This window comes from Pseudomonas sp. 43NM1 (assembly GCF_002836905.1).
GTDB lineage: Bacteria > Pseudomonadota > Gammaproteobacteria > Pseudomonadales > Pseudomonadaceae > Aquipseudomonas > Aquipseudomonas prosekii.
Map to the genome: position 1 here is coordinate 68,548 of NZ_MKGS01000047.1, position 20,731 is coordinate 89,278.

At 59.1% G+C, this 20,731-nt stretch carries 16 protein-coding genes; 13 read left to right on the forward strand and 3 right to left on the reverse strand.

What is annotated here, in order from left to right; translation table 11 throughout:
• Positions 1 to 2: 2 nt before the first annotated feature.
• The gene (locus BI292_RS06650; RefSeq protein ID WP_092281044.1) at positions 3 to 920 is read right to left on the reverse strand and encodes a LysR family transcriptional regulator; all 918 of its coding nucleotides are present in this window, start codon (positions 918 to 920) and stop codon (positions 3 to 5) included.
• A gap of 270 nt (positions 921 to 1,190) precedes the next feature.
• Between BI292_RS06650 and BI292_RS06655 the strand changes: the two genes are divergently transcribed.
• From BI292_RS06655 to pgm, 4 genes are all read left to right on the forward strand, one after another.
• Positions 1,191 to 2,213, forward strand: a complete 1,023-nt coding sequence (locus BI292_RS06655; RefSeq protein ID WP_092281046.1) for a zinc-dependent alcohol dehydrogenase family protein — start codon at positions 1,191 to 1,193, stop codon at positions 2,211 to 2,213.
• Between the two features lie 568 nt (positions 2,214 to 2,781).
• Positions 2,782 to 4,236, forward strand: coding sequence for a hypothetical protein (locus BI292_RS06660; protein ID WP_101207386.1), 1,455 nt, complete (start codon positions 2,782 to 2,784; stop codon positions 4,234 to 4,236).
• Between the two features lie 67 nt (positions 4,237 to 4,303).
• On the forward strand, positions 4,304 to 5,704 hold the full coding sequence (locus BI292_RS06665) for a PLP-dependent aminotransferase family protein (protein ID WP_101207387.1): 1,401 nt from the start codon (positions 4,304 to 4,306) through the stop codon (positions 5,702 to 5,704).
• Between the two features lie 110 nt (positions 5,705 to 5,814).
• Positions 5,815 to 7,461 carry a phosphoglucomutase (alpha-D-glucose-1,6-bisphosphate-dependent) gene (gene pgm, locus BI292_RS06670; protein ID WP_101207388.1) on the forward strand — a complete coding sequence of 549 codons (1,647 nt, stop codon included), beginning with the start codon at positions 5,815 to 5,817 and terminating at the stop codon, positions 7,459 to 7,461.
• Positions 7,462 to 7,643: 182 nt separating this feature from the next.
• Here the strand turns inward: pgm and BI292_RS06675 are convergent, their stop codons facing one another.
• Positions 7,644 to 8,339: a pirin family protein gene (locus tag BI292_RS06675; RefSeq protein WP_101207389.1), complete on the reverse strand. Its 696-nt coding sequence runs from the start codon at positions 8,337 to 8,339 to the stop codon at positions 7,644 to 7,646.
• Between the two features lie 279 nt (positions 8,340 to 8,618).
• Here BI292_RS06675 and BI292_RS06680 point away from each other — a divergent pair, with 279 nt between their 5' ends.
• Complete coding sequence (locus tag BI292_RS06680) at positions 8,619 to 11,123, forward strand: UvrD-helicase domain-containing protein (RefSeq protein WP_371918707.1); 2,505 nt, start codon at positions 8,619 to 8,621, stop codon at positions 11,121 to 11,123.
• A gap of 201 nt (positions 11,124 to 11,324) precedes the next feature.
• On the opposite strand, the gene BI292_RS06685 is transcribed toward BI292_RS06680, so the two are convergent.
• Positions 11,325 to 11,597, reverse strand: a complete 273-nt coding sequence (locus tag BI292_RS06685) for a DUF1652 domain-containing protein (RefSeq protein WP_101207391.1) — start codon at positions 11,595 to 11,597, stop codon at positions 11,325 to 11,327.
• A gap of 275 nt (positions 11,598 to 11,872) precedes the next feature.
• Between BI292_RS06685 and BI292_RS06690 the strand changes: the two genes are divergently transcribed.
• From BI292_RS06690 to BI292_RS06725, 8 genes are all read left to right on the forward strand, one after another.
• Positions 11,873 to 12,688, forward strand: coding sequence for an AraC family transcriptional regulator (locus BI292_RS06690; RefSeq protein WP_101207392.1), 816 nt, complete (start codon positions 11,873 to 11,875; stop codon positions 12,686 to 12,688).
• Between the two features lie 51 nt (positions 12,689 to 12,739).
• Positions 12,740 to 14,146 carry an FAD-binding oxidoreductase gene (locus BI292_RS06695; RefSeq protein ID WP_101207393.1) on the forward strand — a complete coding sequence of 469 codons (1,407 nt, stop codon included), beginning with the start codon at positions 12,740 to 12,742 and terminating at the stop codon, positions 14,144 to 14,146.
• A 29-nt stretch (positions 14,147 to 14,175) separates the two neighbouring features.
• Positions 14,176 to 14,517: a cupin domain-containing protein gene (locus tag BI292_RS06700; protein ID WP_092281064.1), complete on the forward strand. Its 342-nt coding sequence runs from the start codon at positions 14,176 to 14,178 to the stop codon at positions 14,515 to 14,517.
• 58 nt (positions 14,518 to 14,575) lie between these two features.
• Positions 14,576 to 15,661 (forward strand): polyamine ABC transporter substrate-binding protein, encoded by a 1,086-nt coding sequence (locus BI292_RS06705; RefSeq protein WP_101207394.1) that lies wholly within the window; start codon positions 14,576 to 14,578, stop codon positions 15,659 to 15,661.
• Between the two features lie 92 nt (positions 15,662 to 15,753).
• Complete coding sequence (locus BI292_RS06710) at positions 15,754 to 16,212, forward strand: transposase (protein ID WP_101207395.1); 459 nt, start codon at positions 15,754 to 15,756, stop codon at positions 16,210 to 16,212.
• 1,124 nt (positions 16,213 to 17,336) lie between these two features.
• A complete protein-coding gene (locus BI292_RS06715) occupies positions 17,337 to 18,773 on the forward strand; it encodes a serralysin family metalloprotease (protein ID WP_101207396.1) in 1,437 nt (478 codons plus the stop codon).
• Positions 18,774 to 18,870: 97 nt separating this feature from the next.
• Entirely contained in the window at positions 18,871 to 19,293 is a 423-nt protein-coding gene (locus tag BI292_RS06720; protein WP_101207397.1) for an AprI/Inh family metalloprotease inhibitor, read from the forward strand.
• A 170-nt stretch (positions 19,294 to 19,463) separates the two neighbouring features.
• Positions 19,464 to 20,731, forward strand: a 1,268-nt coding sequence (locus tag BI292_RS06725) for a type I secretion system permease/ATPase (RefSeq protein ID WP_101207398.1), incomplete at its 3' end; no start/stop codon positions are given.

Sequence of the window (20,731 nt, forward strand, 5' to 3'; positions counted from 1 at the left end):
ACTCAGCCAAGGCTGTCCGGGTCGCCAAAAAACATCTGAATTCGCGAGCGCAACCAACGCTCGCCCGGATCGTTATCCTGCGACCCGCGCCATGCCATGTGCAGCTCGAAACTGCGCACCGGCAGCGGCGGATCTTCCGCGCGTACGCCACCGGCAGCGGTCAATGCTTCGGCGGTGTAATCCGGCACGGTGGCGACGATATCGGTGCCGCTGATCAGCGTGCTCAGGCCGTTGAACTGCGGCACGGCGAGCACGACATGGCGTTTGCGCCCGAGTTTTTCCAATTCTTCATCGATAAAACCGCTGAGGTCGCCGGCGAACGACACCAGCGCGTGTGGGCGCGCGCAGAAGTCATCCAGGCTCAATGGCCCCGGCACGGTGTCGGCACGCAACAGCTTCGGCATGCTGCGGCGCAGCACTTTGCGTTTGGCGTTGGCCGGCAGGTCGGCGGTGTAGCTGACACCGATGGAAATTTCGCCGGAAGCCAACAGGCTTGGCATCAGGATGTAGTTGGCGCGGCGCACCACCAGGACGATGCCGGGCGATTCCGCGCGCAGGCGCTTGAGCAGCATCGGCAGCAGGGCGAACTCGACGTCATCCGAGAGGCCAATGCGAAACACTGCGGTGCTGGTCGCTGGGTCGAATTCCGCCGCGCGGCTGACCGCTGTGGAAATCGAATCCAGCGCCGGGGAGAGCAGGGCGAAGATCTCTACCGCCCGCGCCGACGGTTCCATGCTGCGGCCGGTGCGCACGAACAGCGGGTCGTCAAACAACCCGCGCAGCCGCGAAAGCGCGGCACTGATGGCGGGTTGGCCGAGAAACAGCTTTTCCGCGGCGCGGGTCACGCTGCGTTCGTGCATCAATGTTTCGAATACGATTAACAGGTTCAGGTCGACACGACGCAGGTCATTACGATTCATCTGGAGTCCTGGCAGGGTCAGCAAACTTGACGTGGGCGGCCATATGAGAACAATGGCCGGCATGAATATTAAGGGCAAAGGCTGCTACTCTGCACCGTGTAATTCACTTTTCACATAATTGCCGCTTCGGTTTTTTACGGCATTCTGACGATGTCGCCGGCGCTGCGGAATCAATGACAGGCATGTCGACTATTAATAGCCACTGATAGTCTTGGCTGGAAAGCCCAGATAGAGTTCGTGGCATTAGAGGTTACTTTGACGAGGTTTGCGATGTCCCGCACGATCCGTTTTCACAAGTTTGGTCCAGCCGAGGTGCTCAAATGCGAAGAGCATGCGGCCGCTCTGCCTGCACCGGGTGAAGTGCAGGTGCGCGTCGAAGCAATCGGCATCAGCTGGTATGACATTCTCTGGCGCCAGAACCTGGCGTCGTCCCACGCTCGTCTTCCTTCGGGGCTTGGCCATGAAATGGCCGGTATCGTCACCGCCGTCGGAGACGGTGTCGAAGACCTGGCGATCGGTGACAAAGTCGCCAGTTTCCCGGCCGAGAGCCCTAACGATTATCCGGTCTACGGCGAACAAATCGTTCTGCCGCGCTCGGCACTGACCCGCTACCCGGACGTGCTCAGCCCGATCGAGGCCAGCGTGCATTACACGCCGCTGCTGATCGCCTATTTCGCCTACGTCGATCTGGCACGGGTCAAACCAGGGCAGTTTGCTTTGGTCACCGACGCCAGCCACTGCGCAGGGCCATCCTTCGTACAACTGGGCAAAGCCTTGGGCGTACGAGTGATCGCGGCGACCAAGTCCGCCGAGGAACGCGACAATCTGTTGTCCCTGGGTGCCGAGAAAGTCATCGTCACCGAAGAACAGGATCTGCTCATGCAGATCAACAAAATCACCGACAACCGCGGCGTCGATGTGGTGTTCGACGGTCTCGGCGGCCCGCAGATGTCTTTGCTCGGCGATGTCCTGGCACCGCGCGGCAGCCTCGTGTTGTACGGCTTGCAAGGTGGCAACCAGACGCCATTCCCGGCGTGTGCAGCGTTCCAGAAGAACATTCAGTTCTTCGTTCACTGCATCGGCAACTTCACCGGCAAACCGGAGCTGGGCATTGTCCAGGATCACGTGGCGCTGCAACGAGCGTTGCGCGACATCAACCAGCTGACCGCCGACCGCGTGCTGCTGCCGCTCAAGACTCGGGTGTTCCCGTTTGCCGAGTTCGTTGAAGCGCACCGCTACATGGACGAATGCCCATGCCGCGAACGCGTCGCCCTGCAGGTCGAGCCTGCGTAAAACCCTCCATCAGCGCCCGTAAATCACGGCCGCTGAGCGCTGACCCGATGCCCTCGGTGCTCCCCGCACCGAGGGCATCGTCGTTTTCGGCTGTGACGTTTCAGCAACTGAACCGGTTTTTGCTTTTCATCTGTATCTTCTAATCATCATATAAGCACTGATAATTGAATGATTACTTTCATCTCAAGGAATGAGTCATGAGTGGGCGTTTGGTCGTTCTTAAACAGTGCGTGTTAATGCTAAACGGTGGCGAAGCTCTCTACCGCGTTTTGGCGAAACATATAAGCGTGTCTTCTTTCTCTATTTCTTGTACTCAAAGTCTGTGGGACGTTGTCGGAAGTTTCCTAGGAAGTCGTGCTAAATCTCGACAGCCTTGCCGGGCGGGCCTTTGCGGGGAGGTCGCTGTCGTTTTGATATAGATCGAGTGTAAACATTTCAAATAAATACCCAAAACTTAAGTGCTAGCATTTCATGACAAGGTCCCAGCACTTCATCACCGAGAATCGTTCGCGCAGTCTTTATCACTGTTTGCGTGACACTGAACTTCCGAATACCAGGTAAAACACTGATGACCACAATTCACGATCAGGCAATGAACTATGTTTACCAGCAAGTACTGCAAAGGTTGCTGAGTTTTTTTTCGCGGGCCGAGCGCACTGCCTTGCAGCTGATGATTCAACGCCTGGTAGTGTCGGCCGGAGGCATAGAGCGCATCGGTGAATTCAAGGTGTTGGCGATTCAAACCGGCACGCTCGACAGCTGCTACACCCTGGCATTGCTGCGAGCCGCGCAATTGAACATCGCCAGCCGTGCGCCAGCGACTTTTCAGTTGCGCGTGGCGACCTTGCGCACCAGCGCAACCGGCACTGTAGCGCTGGACAATATCCATAAAAGCAACGCGGCGTTGTTCCTCTATGACGATCCTCGGGTCGAACTGCTGATGGTCGATGACCGCGAAGTGCAGCCGTTTGATCATCAGGCAGCGACCTCCGAGGCGGGCGTCGAAACCAATCGCCTGAATTTGTTGATGGTTGGCCATCGCCGCAGCTGGGACGGGCCGCTGGAACTGTGGGACGACAGCTACCTGGCAATGGGTGAGTTCTACGGACAAATTGCGCGGTGGGACAACGGCGTCGATGCCTTGATCAGCAGCGACACACCACGTCAGCAGAAGCACTTTCTCGACGGCCTGCGACGCGCGGCGCAAAAAGCTGACCTTGCCACGCTGAACTACAACACCGCCGGTTTCGAGATGTTGTTCACTGCGCTCGATGACTTGGGCAGCGACTATTTCCGCGGATTTTATGCCGATCAGCAGCGTGCGCCGTGGCGTCCGGTCGGACGCTTTGAGGCCTGCCGCCGCGCCACGCATCTTGATATCCACGACATGCTGGTCGGCAAGCTCGAGGAGCGCTGGCCGCTGTTTACCGAGTTTCTCGGTGTGCAGTGCGATGAAATGGCCGCGCATTTGAGCGATAACGACTACGTCAGCCCGACGATTGCCGCGCACGTGCATGGCCTGCAAGCGTGCTACCTGGCCGGGGAAAGTTACGAAAGCGGGGTCGCCGAATATCTGCAGCGAGCCATGGTGATGATGCGGCGCAAGCTGGTGCCAGAACGCATCTGTGAAATGGCGTTGAGCACTTTCGGTAATCCCGCCACCCTGGCCGAACGGCGTTTGCAAGCGGCAACCGAAGCGCAGAAAACCCTTGGTCTCAGCGAAGCGCAACTGATCTGTCTGTTGTTCGCGCCCTTCGTCGATGGCGGCGCGGGGCTGGAGCAGTTCCTGCGCAGTTGTCATCCCGGCATGCTCGTGGCCATGCCCGATTTGCATAAGGCAATGCAAGGGTTTCAGGCACCGGAGCAGGTGGTGCAGTGGATGGTCGATGTCAGCGGCTTGCCGGTCCGCCTGATCGGCACGCTCTATAAAATGCGCCCGGTAACGGTTGAGGCAGTAAACGTCGCCGATGACGCTTGCGATGATGATGCGATGACAACCGGCGAATTGTCAGCGGGGCTTTGAAGGTGCGCGGACTGGCCCGATCCACACACGCTCGATTACGCGCACACACTGTGCCCGGCCATCAACGATGAAGGGTCCCAGGGAAACGGATTTTGCTTATCAGGCGGTTTATCGATACCTCACGCACTTGATCAATGGGCCGGACTGCGGCACGTCCATTCGCCTGCCTTCGTTGCGCCAATTGTCCCTGCGTCTGAATGTGTCGATCTCGACCATTCAGTACGCCTACTCATTATTGGAGAAGGAAGGGCGGGTCTACTCGGTGGCCAAATCGGGTTATTACTCGCTGCCGATGGCGGCGCTGGGGATGCGGTCCCATAGTCAGGATTTGCTCGAAACAGTCTATTTCAACGCGCGGCGCCCCGACATGCTGGTGCTCAGCGCCGACGAGCCGGCGTTGCTGCAGCCGCTCGATAGTCCGCTGCTGATGCTTGAGCGCGAACTGCTGCGGCAATATCCGCGTCGTCCGCCATCGGCCTCGCAACCTTGTGGCGAACTGGAACTGCGCATCGCTCTGGCGGCGCGCTACACCACGTCGCCGGCGCGGTGTTGGCATGCCGATGAGGTGTACATCGGCGCCGATTTGCGCGGCGTGCTGGAAATACTGATCGCCGTGTTGCGACTCAAAGAGGCCTGTGTGGTGGTCGAGTCGCCGTGCGATTGGGTGATTTTGCGTCTGTTCGAAGCGGCGGATGTGCGGGTCATCGAGTTGCCACTGCAAGCATGTGGCGCGCTTAACGTGGCGCAATTGCAGGAAGTGCTGGAAAGCAAAAAGGTCCGGTTGGTGATGTTGTCGTCGGGCCTGAGCATGCCCCAAGGCAGCCAGATGCCGCACGACAACCGTCTGGCCATCGCCCAGTTACTGGCGCGGCACGGCTGCTGGGTATTGGAAAACGACTGTTATGGCGAACTGGGTTTCAACTGCGAAGTGCTGAGATTCCGAGATCTGGTCGATCCTGATCGACTGATCGTGGTCTCGACCTTTGAAAAAGTCGTCGGCCCGGAAGCGCCTTACGGTTATCTGCTGACCCGCCAGCTCGGTGAAGAATTGCAGCGTTATTTCCTGCTGCGTGCGTTTCGCCTGTCGCCGATCCGCCAGAAAGCCATCGCGCGGCTGTACAGCAATGGCCGTATCGATCAACACCTGCAAGTGCTGCGGCGTCTACTCAAAGATCGCCAAGTGCAGATGATCCAGTTGTTGCACGAAAAGGTCGGCGACGCGTTGCAACCGGTAGAACCGCAGGGTGGCGCGACGATCTGGGCCCGTTCGCTGCGCCCGGTGGACGTGCGTCGGGTGTTCCAGCGCCTGCTTAAACAGCAAGTGGTGATCGCGCCGGGCGAGCTGTTCAGTCTGCAAGGCCTGCACGCGCAGCATCTGCGCCTCAGCCACACGTTCAGTGGCGAGCACAATCTCGGCGCCGCGCTGAGTCTGCTGGGTGATGCCTTGCGTCTGGAAACGATTGATTGAGACGGTCTGCAACGATCCTCGACAGCGCGGGATCGTTCGCATCGCGCTGCGGTCAAACTGCCAGTAAACTCCGTCTCTATTCCTGAACCACTCGATTCCAGAGGTTTTGCATGACACTCAGTCCTTTTGCGGGCAAAACGGCACCGGCAGAGTTGTTGGTCGACATCCCGCGACTGGTAACGGCTTATTACACCGGCCAGCCTGATGCTTCCGTTTCTACACAGCGTGTTGCTTTCGGCACGTCCGGTCACCGCGGCAGCTCCTTCGACTTGAGTTTCAACGAATGGCACGTGCTGGCGATCAGTCAGGCGATCTGCCTGTACCGCGAAGCCCAAGGCATCGACGGTCCGCTGTTCGTTGGCATCGACACCCACGCGCTGTCGACCCCGGCCGGCGCCAGCGCGCTCGAAGTGCTCGCGGCCAATGGCGTCACCGTAATGATTGCCGAAGGCGACGAGTACACCCCGACCCCGGCGATTTCCCACGCAATCCTCTGCTACAACCGCGGCCGTACCTCGGGCCTGGCGGACGGCATCGTCATCACGCCGTCGCACAATCCGCCGCAAAGCGGTGGCTACAAGTACAACCCCACCAACGGCGGCCCGGCCGATACGCACATCACCAAGTGGATCGAAGCCAAGGCCAACGAACTGCTCGGCAACAAACTGGCGGGCGTGAAACGCATCAGCTACGAGCAGGCGCTCAAGGCCAGCACCACCCATCGTCACGATTACCTCAACACCTACGTTGCCGACTTGATCAACGTGATCGACTTCGACGCGATTCGCGACGCCAAGCTGCATTTGGGCGTCGATCCGCTAGGCGGAGCAGGGGTTCGCTACTGGTCGGCGATTGCCGAGCATTACCGTCTGGACCTGGAAGTGGTCAACACCCAGGTTGATCCGACCTTCCGCTTCATGACCGTCGATTGGGACGGGCAGATCCGCATGGACCCGTCGTCCACGCACGCCATGCAAGGTTTGATCGGCCTCAAAGACCGTTTCGACGTCGCCTTCGGTTGCGACCCGGATCACGACCGCCACGGCATCGTCACCCCGTCCGGCGGCCTGTTGGCGCCGAACAACTACCTCGCGGTGTCCATCGACTATCTGCTCCAGAATCGCCCGCAGTGGCGTGCCGATGCCGCCGTGGGTAAAACCGTGGTCAGCAGTGGCTTGATCGATCGCGTGGCCAAACGCCTCGGCCGTCGTCTGTACGAAGTGCCGGTCGGCTTCAAGTGGTTCGCTGACGGTTTGTTCGATGGTTCGCTGGGTTTCGGCGGCGAAGAAAGCGCAGGTGCCTCGTTCCTGCGCAAGGACGGCGGCGTCTGGAGCACTGACAAGGACGGCTTGATCCCGGCGTTGCTGGCGGCAGAAATGACCGCGCGCACTGGCCGTGACCCGAGCCAGGCTTATCGCGCCTTGACTGACGAACTGGGCGAACCGTTCTCGGTGCGTGTCGATGCCAAAGCCAATCCTGAGCAGAAAGCCTTGCTGAGCAAGTTGTCCCCGGATCAAGTGACCTCGACGCAACTGGCCGGCGAAGCGATCCAGAGCATCCTCAGCCACGCGCCGGGCAACGATCAGGCGATTGGCGGTTTGAAAGTCATGACCGAGAACGGCTGGTTCGCCGCGCGTCCATCGGGCACCGAAGACATCTACAAGATCTACGCAGAAAGCTTTGTCAGCGACGAACACCTCAAGCAGTTGGTCGCCGAAGCGCAAACGCTGGTGGATGGCGCTATCTCAGCTAAGTAACCTATGACGATTCAGGCCGATTGAGGATGGCCGGGATAAGTGAACCTCCTGTGGCGAGCTCGCCACGATGGGAGGGTCGCAAATTCTGTCACTCAAGAAGCCTGACACTCTTAGAACAATTGGCATTACGCAAAAAAAGGGCGACCACAAGGTCGCCCATTTTTTGCCCGGTGTTTACTCGATCAAGCCAGATCCACCAGCACAACTTCGCTGTCTTCAATCGCCGTCACCCGCAACACCCGCTCATCCGCAACCGCAACGCCGTCTCGAGCTTCTGCGCGTAACCCGTTGACTTCAATCACCCCGGTCGCCGGCACCAGATAGGCGCGGCGCCCAGCATCCAGGTGATATTCCGCGGTTTCGCCAGCCTTGAGATTAGCCGCGACCAAGCGCGCATCTGCCCGAATTCGCAGGCTCTGATCGTCGCCGTCCTTGCCGCTGGCCAAGGTTACAAAACCTTCGCGTTGCCCTTTTGGAAACGGCTTGGCGCCCCACGATGGTGCCGAACCGGCTTCATTGGGAATGATCCAGATCTGGAAAATCCGCGTTTCGCTTGCTTCCAGGTTGTACTCGCTGTGGGCAATTCCGGTGCCGGCGCTCATGACTTGAACGTCGCCGGCCTCTGTGCGGCCCTTGTTGCCGAGGTTGTCCTGGTGGGTGATCGCGCCTTCACGCACGTAAGTGATGATTTCCATGTCGCGGTGCGAGTGCTGCGGGAAACCGGTGCCCGACGCAATGATGTCGTCGTTCCACACGCGCAGGTTGCCCCAGTTCATGCGCTGCGGGTCGTGATACTCGGCGAACGAAAAGTGGTGATGGGCATCCAACCAGCCGTGGTGAGCGCCGCCCAAGGTTTTGAAAGGTCTGAGTTCAAGCATGATCGTCTCCTGAAAGGTCCGTCATGGGGCTGAGCGCCTGGGCCACGAATCACGAACCGGTGGTTAATGGCGGGCATCATCTATCAGGCGTTAATCGATAAAAAGCGTAAAAACTGCTTCAAAACCATCCAATTATTTGATGGTTCGCGGCGAGTGAATAGTCTCATCCAGCCTTCACTTCATCGCATAAGCCAATGACCTGTAAGCATTTCACTAGAACTGCGGGGCAAATGCAGACACCATAGCCGCCAACAGCCTCACACCCTGGAGTCCGACCGCGTGCCGCAACACACCCCCGAGCCTCAAACCTCTGAACTTAAAATCTCTGAGCTTCCTCCCGAACTTCGGCCGTTAGCCGAGATGCCGCTGTTCAAGCGCCTGGCCGCGCGGTTCTTTGGCCACGGCTTGACGCGGTTGCGCGCGCAGCACCGGGCGTCGTGGCTGCACGGCCAGGCTGACGGTTTTCGCAGCGGCCACACCGCTGGGGTCGATTACGGGTTCAAGGAAGGTAAGCTCGAAGGGCTGGAAGAAGGCCGGCAGGTATTGCTGATCCGCGATTCACGCTGCACCGAGCACCGGCCGCCGAGTGTTGACGATCACCTTTTCGATGACTGGCGCCTGCCACTGAATGTCGACATCAAGAAACGCATGAAAGCCGACGTTGCGCGCCTGCTGCCGGCGCACGCGCAGCCGAGCGTCGCGCAGTGGAAGATGATCTTCAGCGACACTCCATCGACCTCAGTGATTGCCGGTGCCGGTGCCGGCAAATCGACGACGCTGGTGCTGCGCATTCTGTTGCTCAGCCATTACCTGGGTTTCGAGCTCGATTCAATGACCGTGGTGACCTTCACCCGCGAGTCGCGCAAGGATTTCATCAATAAGCTGATCGAACTGTTTGGCCTCTGGGGGCGGTTGCTGAGCCTGAAAGAAGCGCGGGATCTGGTGCGCACCTTTCACTCGCGGATTCTGCCGATGGTCCGCAGTCTGCCGGGTTTCGAGCGCCTGCAAGCCTTTGAAAACCTCAGCAATCGCCCGCAGAGTGGCGACGAAGAGGTCGACAGCAATCCGTTTGACCTGCGCATCAACGACGCGCAGCGCCAGCAACTGAACGCCTGCTACCACCACTTGTTCACCAGCGACGAGCGTTTCCGTGGATTGATTCAGCCGTTGTCGCGCCACGCTTTGCAGCTCAAGGAGCTGGAGCGCGATCACCCGGACGTGCAGAAACGTGTAGCCGTGACCGAGCTCGCCGCCAAGCGCGATGAAGAACTCTGCGACACCATCGAGGACCTGTGGTTTCGCGCCGGCGCCTGGCCGATCAAAGGCATCGAGCCCAACCGCCAGACCTTCGACATCAATGGCTCGACCTTCCATTGCCACGGCTATATCCCAAGCCTCGACGCCTGGGTTGTGCTCGGTTTTGACCCACGGGAAAACCCGCAGCTCAACCGTCCCAACGCCAAGCTCAGCGTCCGCGCCGAGTGGGCAGTCAAACGCACCCTGTTTCAAGCTTTCTGTCGTAAGCCTTTGATATGGCTGGATAGTTACGAGTCGTCCAAGCGCGTTTTGGCGTCGCTGGCCGGTGATGCCAGCGCCGGGCCGGGCTTTGATTACAAGGTCAAAGGCGAACTGGCGTCGGCGCCGCTGCTCGACTGTTTTGTCGGTGCCGCCGGATTCATCGAGAACCTTGGCCTCGACGTGCCGGACGCGGTTGGCCGCATGAGTTTCGCCAAAGACGATCCGGACCGGTTCTTCTTCGAGGCCCTGAGCCTGTTCTGGCGCGCCTTCGAAGATCACTTGCTCGATCAGAAGCCGCCAGTAATGACCTACAACCGGATGTTCGCGTTGTTCAGCGAGCACTCGCCGGAGAACCTCAAGCTATTGAGCAATGAGCTGCTGCGGCCACTGGCGCATTTGATGATCGACGAGTTTCAGGACGTTTCGCCGCAGATCGTTTCATGGATCCGCGCCAGTCTCGGCGAAATCCGCAGTCGTGGTCCGGCGATGCATGTCGGGCGCGGCGCCCAGCGTTCGTCGCTGCTGTGTGTGGGCGATGATTGGCAGTCGATCTATGGCTGGCGCGGCAGTTCGCCGACGTATTTCATGGAGTTCAACAAGGAATTCCCGTCGCCAGGCACCACGCGGGTAATGCTCAGCGACAACTACCGCAGCCATCAGCACATCATCGATGCCGCCGAGCATATTGTTCGCGCAGCCCCGTCAATCTCAGGAAAGAAAGCCAAGGCCAGCGGTGAACCTAAAACATTGCTGCCGGTGAATGTGCTGGATCGTGATGATCAGGGCATGGCGCAGCGGCTGATGGAGCACTACAAACGCGGCGATTCTATCTTGATGCTCTATCGAAAAAGCAGCGATAAGTTATTGATAGAGCAGCATATTCAGCCTGTAGTTAATGTAGATTCTAGCTTGCCTTATGCGGATAGAAGGCTGAAGCAGCTGACGTACCACAGCGCCAAAGGCCTGCAGGCCGATGCGGTGTTCTTGTTAGGCGACTGTCAGCACTTGACCAGTTCGCCGTACAAAAATCAGGTGTATCGCATGGCCGGATTGGGCAAGGCTGGCGATACCGAGGCTTACGACAATGCGCAGAAAGACGAGATTCTGCGCCTGGCGTATGTCGGCATCACCCGGGCGGTGAGCCATTGTTATTGGTACGTCGATGCTCAGGAAAGTCAGGCGGTAAACATGCCAAAGGCGTCGGACAAAGTCGGCAAGGGCAAAGCGTTCTTCGCCGACCACCGCCAAAGCACAAAATCCGCCTGACCAAATCCCGATGCAAACCCAATCCACCGTGTAGGAGTGAGCCTGCTCGCGATAGCGGTTGTTATCCAGCACATGTATTGACTGACACCGCGCTATCGCGAGCAGGCTCACTCCTACAGGAAATCTCGCCGTTTCGGCGACTGAAACGACGCCCACAAAAAAGCCCACTTCCTGTGGGCTTCTGATCATCACCAACCACGCTCAGGCATAGTTCCTCAGCGCCATTGGTGGAATAAACGCTTCCAGCTCATCTTCCACCGCTTCGATTATTCGTTCGACATCAGCTGCGTTCATCACCGTCGCGCAGGGGATGCCGGCGATGGCGATCATGGTTTCGCCACTCGCACGGTCAAACAGTCGGGCGATCATGCTGCCCGGCGCGTCCATGCTCGCCTCGAAACCCATCGGATGAAAATGCCAGCGCATCAGCTGGCAGGCGTTGGGGAAGGTGATCTTGCTCGAACCTTTGTTCATGTGTTGCCCGCCTTAGTCATCGAGCGCTTCCATTAGCTCATGTGAGGAGGGGTAGAACCTTCATTGGCTCAACCGGTGAATGCAGTTAAAAGTAGCACCCGCATGTTAAAAACACGTGGCTTTTTTCAGTCCGTTTAGCGATTGCCGTCGGGTTTTTTGATCTGTGTCACGTCGCTGGCGGGTTTGAGCAATAGGCCATTACGGCTGGGCAAGCGCCAGACCATTGAAGCCGAAGCCGAACTTGGGCAAGCTCGGGGTTTTTCGCCGAGCCCTTTATGCAAGTCGATAATGATGGCCCGCTGCAAACCCAGGCCACGGGCGAGACGGTGATGCGTTACCACTTGTGCTGGAAACACCGGGATCTGGACGGCGTGATGGCGCTGTACCACCCGGACATCCAGTACAGCGACTTTTTCCAGAACCGCGTGATGGGGCTGGACGATCTGCGCGAGTACGTGCGTGACAGCATGCCGCGCAATCCCGATGAAGCGCTGGAACATTCCGACCGCATTCGCCTGGACGGCAACACCGCGTTCATCCAGTACCGCATGACCTTGCGCGGCACCGACGGCCTGGTGTCGTTTCGCTCCAGTGAAGCGATTACCGTGCGCGATGGCCTGATCTGGCGCGTCAATGAATACGCCTCGCTGGTGCGTGAGCAAGCGCCGAGCAAAACCGCGAACAACTTGCGCCCGGCGGCGAGTCGCCTCGGTTTGTCGCCGCGCCAACTGAGCTTCATGGCCGAAGACCTGCAGCAATACTTCCAGCGCCAGCAACCTTATCTCGACCCCGAACTCGACTTGCAGCGCGTGGCGAAGGAGTGCGGGTACAGCCGCAACCAGATTTCCTATCTGCTCAACCAGGTGCTCGGGCAAAGCTTTTATCGTTACGTCAACCAGGCCCGTCTGCAGCATTTGCTCGCGGCGCTGGACAACGCCACGCCGCCGCTGCGGGTCGACGAGCTGGCGTTCGCCGCCGGATTCAACTCGCTGTCGGCGTTCTACAGTTGTTTCCGCCAGCACACCGGGCAATCGCCCAAGGCTTACGTCAAACAAATTTCTTTGCGTGCACGCGCGCACGACAGCCTCTGACTTCACCCTCTAGGATCGACGCCATTGAAGTCTGGATTGGCGGAGTGGTGTATGTCGGCGTGGCGCACGATCAGTTTGTGGATGGATCAACTCGACGAGCCGTTACTGGCGCGTCCGGCTCTTGAACGGGACCTGGACGTCGACGTGGCCATTATCGGCGCGGGTTACACCGGGCTGTGGACCGCGTATTACCTCAAACGCCTGGCGCCAGATCTGAAAATTGCCATCATCGAAGCGCAAACCGCCGGTTTTGGCGCCTCGGGCCGCAATGGCGGCTGGCTGATGGGCAATCTGCTCGGCGAAGACCGTTTGCTCGCCGGTCTGCCAGCCGAACAGCGTCGCGCCTCGTTCGATTTGCTGCACAGCATTCCCGATGAAGTGGAGATCGTCCTCGAACGCGAAGGCATTAACTGCGATTACCGCAAGGGCGGCGTGCTGTATTGCGCGGCGCGTTATCCCGAACAGGAAAGCAGCCTGCGCAGTTATCTGGACAAGCTGCATGGCCAGGGCCTGAACGAAAACGACTACCGCTGGCTCAGCCCCGAGCAATTGGCGCAACAGATCAGAATTGCCAAACCGTATGGCGGTATCTATGCACCGCACGTCGCGACCATTCACCCGGCAAAGTTGGTTCGGGGATTGGCGCGGACGGTGGAAGGCATGGGCGTCAAAATTTACGAGAACAGCCCGGTGACGCAGTGGCAGTCCGGCAGCCTGCGCACCGCGAAAGCCTCGGTGCGCAGTCGCTGGGTGGTGCCGGCGGTAGAAGGTTATTCCGTCACGCTGCCGCCGCTGGGGCGTTATCAACTGCCGGTGCAAAGTCTGCTGGTGGCGACCGAGCCGTTATCCGCCGCGACCTGGGATGAAATCGGCCTGAGCCAGGGCCAGGCGTTCAGCGAAGCCAGTCGCCAGGTCACTTATGGCCAGCGCACCGCCGACAACCGCTTGGTATTCGGCGCTCGCGGCGGTTACCAGTTTGCTGGCAAGTTGCGGCACGACTTCGACCTCTCGACCAGCGAAGTCGAGCTGCGCCGCTACTTGTTCGGTGAACTGTTCCCGCAACTGAAAAATGTCCGAATCACCCACGCCTGGGGCGGCAACCTCGGCATGTCGCGGCGCTTCAAGCCGCACATGCTGTGCGATCGCGCCAGTGGCATCGCGTTGTCCGGTGGTTACGGCGGCGAGGGCGTTGGCGCGAGCAATCTCGGCGGCCGGACGTTGGCCGACTTGATTCTGGAGCGCGATACCGAGCTGGTACGCCAGCCGTGGGTGATCCCGCAGGGCGGCCTCGACGCGCTCCGGGCGTGGGAGCCGGAACCCTGCCGTTGGCTCGGTTACAACGCGATCATCCGCAGCTTTGTCCACGAAGACCAGACCCTCGCCAACCCGGCCACCGCACCGTGGCGACGCAAACTGGCCAGCGGCGTGGCCGAGTTCATGGAAGGTTTCATGCACTAAAACAGCGTTCTCAATCCACAGGTATTCCGATGAGCATTACCCAATTCAAAAACACCGCAACGCTCCAACTGGATGAATCCAACCCCGTGGCCGTGCCGCTCGGCAGCCCGATCGCCGTGGCTTCGACCACCAGCGTCGAACGCGACGACGGCGTCGAAACCGGCGTCTGGGAATGCACGCCGGGGCGCTGGCGGCGGCAGATTGTGGCTCAGGAGTTCTGCCACTTCATTCAGGGCCGCTGCACGTTTACCCCGGATGACGGTGAAACCCTGCACATAGAAGCCGGCGATGCACTGATGTTGCCGGCCAACAGCCTCGGTATCTGGGACATCCAGGAAACCGTGCGCAAGAGTTACGTTTTGATTTTCTGATTTTTGATTTTGATCTTTTGATTGCCTGCCAATAAAAACCCCATACAGGAATCGACTCATGATCCGAAAAACCCTGACTTTGGCTCCGCTGGCACTGGTTGCGACCCTCGGGCACGCGGCCGAGACCGTGAAAATCTACAACTGGTCGGACTACATCGCCCCGGACACCACCAAGAACTTCCAGAAAGAAACCGGCATCGGCTTCAGCTACGACGTCTACGACAGCAACGAAACCCTCGACGGCAAGTTGATGACCGGCAAATCCGGTTATGACGTGGTGTTTCCGTCCAACCATTTCATGGCCCGGCAGATTCAGGGCGGGGCGCTGAAGAAACTCGACAAGGCGCAGTTGCCGAACTGGAAAAACCTGAATCCGGTGCTGCTGCAAGCGTTGCAGACCAACGACCCGGGCAACGAACACGGTTTTCCGTACCTGTGGGGCAGCACTGGCATCGGCTACAACATCGCCAAGGTCAAAGCGGTGCTCGGCGACAACGCGCCGGTGGATTCCTGGGACTTGATCTTCAAACCGGAAAACATGCAAAAGCTGCAAAAGTGCGGTGTGGCGATCCTCGACAATGGCCCGGAATTGCTCCCCGCCGCGCTGAATTACCTCGGCCTGCCGCACCACAGCAAAAATCCCGAAGACTATAAAAAGGCTGAAGCGCTGCTGATGAAAGTGCGGCCGTACGTGAGTTATTTCCACTCCTCGAAATACACCAGCGACCTGGCCAACGGCGATATCTGCGTGGCGGTCGGCTTCTCCGGCGACATCCTGCAAGCGGAAACCCGTGCCAAAGAGGCGAAGAACGGCGTCGACATCGGCTACGCGATTCCCAAGGAAGGCGCGGCAATCTGGTTCGACATGGTCGCGATGCCCGTTGACGCCCCGGATGAAAAGGCCGGTTACGCCTTCATGAACTACCTGCTGCGCCCGGACGTCATGGCCAGCATCAGCAACCACGTGCACTACGCCAACGGCAACTCGGCGGCGGACAGCCTGATCGACCCGGCAATCAAGAACGACACCAAGGTCTACCCGAGCGAGGACATGATGGGCAAATTGTTCGCCCTCGAAGCCATGCCGCTGAACATCGACCGAATCCGCACGCGGGTGTGGAACAAGATTCGGACGGGGAGTTGAGACGTCTTGTCTTGTAGTGATTGCGGCTTATCCAACTGAGGGTTGAGGCTGTAGATTTGCGCTGATCTTTGGGTGGGAATGGAGGCAATGGAATGCCTGTCTGTTTGAATGCGGGTCGGCTGCGCATAGGCCGTTTCTCTGAGCCAGGGCGGATTTACCTGATAACGGCTGTCGTTCACCAACGGCAGCCGTTTTTTGCTGATTGGCGTTTGGGCCGCTTGGTGGTGAAACAGTTGCGGGAGGCGCAGGAGGATGGTTGGGCGGATTTTTTGACTTGGGTGGTGATGCCGGATCATGTGCACTGCCTGCTGCAACTGCGCGACAGGACGCTGGCCGAAGTGATGTGCCGAATCAAGGCGCGCAGCAGTCGCGCGGTCAATCTTGCCTTGGGGCGGCAAGGGCGGTTATGGCAGAAGGGCTATCACGACCGGGCGGTTCGCAAAGAGGAAGACCTGAAAGACCTTGCGCGGTACGTCATCCTTAATCCTGTGAGGGCAGGGCTGGTAACACGAGTTCACGACTATCCCCTGTGGGACGCGTGCTGGCTGTGAAATCCAGCGACTGCTTCGCAGCCGAACGCAGCCTTCGGCAGCTGCTACAGGGGATTGCGATCACCGGGCGATCCGCGGTTTCGCCAACAACACATCCCCCATGTAGCACCTGGCGAAGCCTGCGTCCGGTCGCGCAGCGGCCGCCGTGCGTAACGTTGGGCGACTGCTTCGCAGCTGAACGCAGACTTCGGCAGCGGCTACAAGGGATTGCGATCACCGGGCGATGCGCGGTTTCGCAGGCAACACATCCCCATGTAGCAGCTGGCGCAGCCTGCGTCCGGTCGCGCAGCGACCGCGGTGCGTAACGTTGGGCGACTGCTTCGCAGCCGAACGCAGCCTCCGGCAGCGGATACAAGGGATTGCGATCACCGGGCGATGCGCGGTTTCGCCAACAACACATCCCCCATGTAGCAGCTGGCGCAGCCTGCGTCCGGGCGCGCAACGGTCGCCGTGCGTAACGTTGGGCGACTGCTTCGCAGCCGAACGCAGCCTTCGGCAGCTGCTACAAGGGATTGCGATCGCCGGGCGATGCGCGGTTTCGCAGGCAACACATCCCCATGTAGCAGCTGGCGCAGCCTGCGTCCGGGCGCGCAGCGACCGCCGTGCGTAACGTTGGGCGACTGCTTCGCAGCCTAACGCAGCCTTCGGCAGCTGCTACAAGGGATTGCGATCACCGGGCCATCCGCGGTTTCGCCAACAACACATCCCCCATGTAGCAGCTGGCGAAGCCTGCGTCCGGTCGCGCAGCGGCCGCAAACTCTGTCAAAACATACAAATCCGTTAGTTGGTACGCGTAGTAGCAATGCACTGGCACTCATATTAATAAGTTGCGCAAACTGAGACGCCTTCGACAAAAAACAACTTAGGCATATTTAATTATTAAATAGCCAATTGTCTGACAATCCTTGCAAAACCCTCCCCTTAAAATATCTTTCGTCCGTTCCTCCCATGTTTCCGGGCATATTCCGTTGCACTTCGATTTGACGTCAAAAAAGTACTAGACGTCTGATTTCAAATTGTGTCAGTTTTCTTTCGCCTTCATTGGGCGAGTGATAGGACGATCTCGCCAGGGATCGTCGTTATCTGTCTAAAACTGTTCAACTGCTTAACAAGGAAGTGTGTTTATGTCGAAAGTAAAAGACACCGCTGTTGACTCACTAAGCGCATTGGCAGCAACCAGCGCGGCGTGGAACCAGATCAACAGCTTTGCCCATCAGTACGATCGTGGCGGTAACCTCACGGTCAATGGCAAACCCTCGTTCTCCGTAGATCGTGCAGCAACCGAGCTGCTGCGTGACGGCGCGGCTTATCGCGACGCCGACAGCAATGGCAAGATCGATCTGACCTACACGTTCCTGAAATCGGCGTCCTCGTCGGTCATGAACAAACACGGGATTTCCGGGTTTAGCGAGTTCAGCGCTTTGCAGAAAACCCAAGCCGTACTCGCCATGCAATCCTGGGCTGATGTGGCAAAAGTCACCTTCACCGAGCAAGCCTCGGGCGGCGACGGTCACATGACCTTCGGCAACTACAGCGGCGGACAGGACGGCGCGGCAGCCTTCGCTTACCTGCCTGGCACTGGCGCGGGTTATGACGGTACTTCGTGGTACCTGACCGGCAGCGGCTATGACGTCAACAAGACGCCTGGCCTGAACAACTACGGGCGCCAGACCCTGACCCACGAAATCGGTCACACCCTGGGCCTGGCTCACCCCGGCGACTACAACGCCGGCGAAGGCAACCCGAGCTACAAAGACGCGTCCTACGGCCAAGACACTCGCGGTTACAGCGTCATGAGCTACTGGAGTGAAAGCAATACCAGCCAGAACTTCAGCAAGGGCGGCGTCGAAGCGTATTCGTCCGGCCCGCTGATGGACGACATCGCGGCCATCCAGAAGCTCTACGGCGCCAACACCTCAACCCGTACCGGCGACACCACTTACGGCTTCAACTCCAACGCCGGTCGCGATTTCCTCAGCGCGTCCTCGTCCTCGGACAAAGTGGTGTTCTCGGTGTGGGATGCGGGCGGCAAGGACACTCTGGATTTCTCCGGTTTTACCCAAAACCAGAAGATCAACCTCAATGAAACCTCGTTCTCCGACGTTGGCGGCATGGTTGGCAACATCTCCATTGCCAAAGGCGTGACCATCGAGAACGCGATTGGTGGTTCGGGCAACGATCTGCTGATCGGCAACACCGTCGCCAACGAGCTGAAGGGCGGTGCCGGCAACGACATCATCTACGGCGCTGGCGGCGCGGACAAACTGTGGGGCGGGGCCGGTTCGGACACCTTTGTGTTCGCTGCCAGCTCTGATTCCAAGCCAGGTGCAGTCGATCAAATCCTCGATTTTGTCAGCGGCCTGGACAAGATTGACCTGACCGGCATCACCAAAGGCGCAGGCCTGCACTTCGTGAATTCGTTCACTGGTGCAGTGGGCGATGCAGTGTTGACCTCTTCGGGTGGCAACAGCCAACTGTCGGTGGATTTCTCCGGGCACGGCGTGGCTGACTTCCTCGTCAGCACCGTTGGCCAGGCATTGACCACGGACATCGTGGCCTGATCCGACGCAACAAGGAGCGCGGCGCGATCGGCGCCGTGCTCTGTCCTTGCATCAATGCCCGCTGTCAGTAAGGCTACCCGCTGGAGTAAAACGTCCTATGACCCGTAACGCCTTTACCTGCAAAGCGACGGCGTGGCTCTTGGCGACGCTGATGATTTTTTTTGGAGAAGTAGCCATGGCAAGCAGCCTCAGATTAGCGGATCCCTCGGAGCTGGCCGGCAAGTGGCAGGCGACCCTGAATGCCGCGCAAGACACGGCAGAATCCCAGGCCCTGCAGGACAAACCGTCGAACGTTTGCGTCATCGATTTTCAGCAAAAGCAGACCTTGGGCGACGGCGCCGATTGTCTCAGCGCCTGGCTGCAAGAGACGGCGATCGGCTGGTTCACTGAACCGGACGGCATCTCGATCACCGGCAAGGAAGGTTCCAGAATTGTGTTTTTCAGCCGTGAGCGCGAAGGGCGTTACACCAGCACTTTGAAGTCCGGGCTGATTATTACTCTGGTGCGCGCCGCGCACTAATGACGCATGTAAACACGGCAGTTGCCTCTATAAGCAGGCAACTCCCGTTTGCGCAAAGAAAGTTGTTATTCATTTGTAAGCGTTATCCGACAGAACATGCTGTGGCCCAAGTGCGGGCAGTTAAACAACCCTCGTCAAAGAATGACGAGTAATAACATCAGGGAAAATCAATGAAGATGGCGAATGCCTCAGCGACCGCACCCTTATTCAAGGCATTGGGCGATTACAAGAGCATCTTGATCAGCGTTGGCTGTTTTACCGCATTGATCAATGTGCTGATGCTGGTCCCGTCGATATACATGTTGCAGGTCTACGACCGGGTGCTCTCGTCGCAGAACGAAACCACCCTGGCGATGCTGTCGCTGATGGTCGTCGGCTTCTTCGCCTTCATCGGTTTGCTGGAAATCGTCCGCAGCTTCATCGTCATCCGCATCGGCAGCCAACTGGAACGACGCTTCAACCTGCGGGTTTATCAAGCCGCGTTCGAGCGCAACCTGTTCAAGGGCGAGGGCAACGCCGGGCAATCGTTGGGCGACCTGACCCACATCCGCCAATTCGTCACCGGCCCGGCGCTGTTTGCCTTCTTCGATGCGCCGTGGTTTCCGGTGTACCTCTTCGTGATTTTCCTGTTCAACGTCTGGCTCGGCGTGCTCGCCACGGCCGGCGCCGTGCTGCTGATCGGCCTGGCGTGCCTCAACGAGGCCATGACCAAAAAGCCGTTGAGTGAAGCGTCAGGCTTCTCGCAGAAATCCAGCCAATTGGCCACCAGCCACCTGCACAACGCCGAAACCATTCAGGCGATGGGCATGCTCGGGGTCTTGCGCAAGCGCTGGTTTCAGGTGCATTCGCGGTTCCTCGGTTTGCAGAATCAGGCCAGTGACACCGGCGCGGTCATCAGCTCGCTGAGCAAAACCCTGCGCCTGTGCCTGCAATCACTGGTGCTGGGCCTCGGCGCATTGCTGGTGATCAAGGGTGACATGACCGCCGGGATGATGATCGCCGGTTCGATTTTGATGGGCCGCGTGCTCAGCCCGATCGATCAATTGATTGCCGTGTGGAAACAGTGGAGCGGCGCCAAACTCGCCTACCGCCGCCTCGATTCGCTGCTGCAGGCGTACCCGCCGAGCGACGAAGCCATGGCGCTGCCGGCGCCGAAAGGCCAGATCACGTTCGAACAAGTCAGCGCCGGCCCGCCGGGGCAGCGCAACGCGACGCTGCACCTGGTCAGTTTCAGCCTCGGCGCCGGGGAAGTGCTCGGCGTGCTCGGCGCCTCCGGTTCCGGCAAATCGACGCTGGCCCGGGTGCTGGTCGGCGTCTGGCCCACCCTCGGTGGCACCGTGCGACTCGACGGCGCCGACATCCATCGCTGGAACCGCGACGACCTCGGCCCCTACATCGGTTACCTGCCGCAAGACATCGAGCTGTTCAGCGGCAGCAT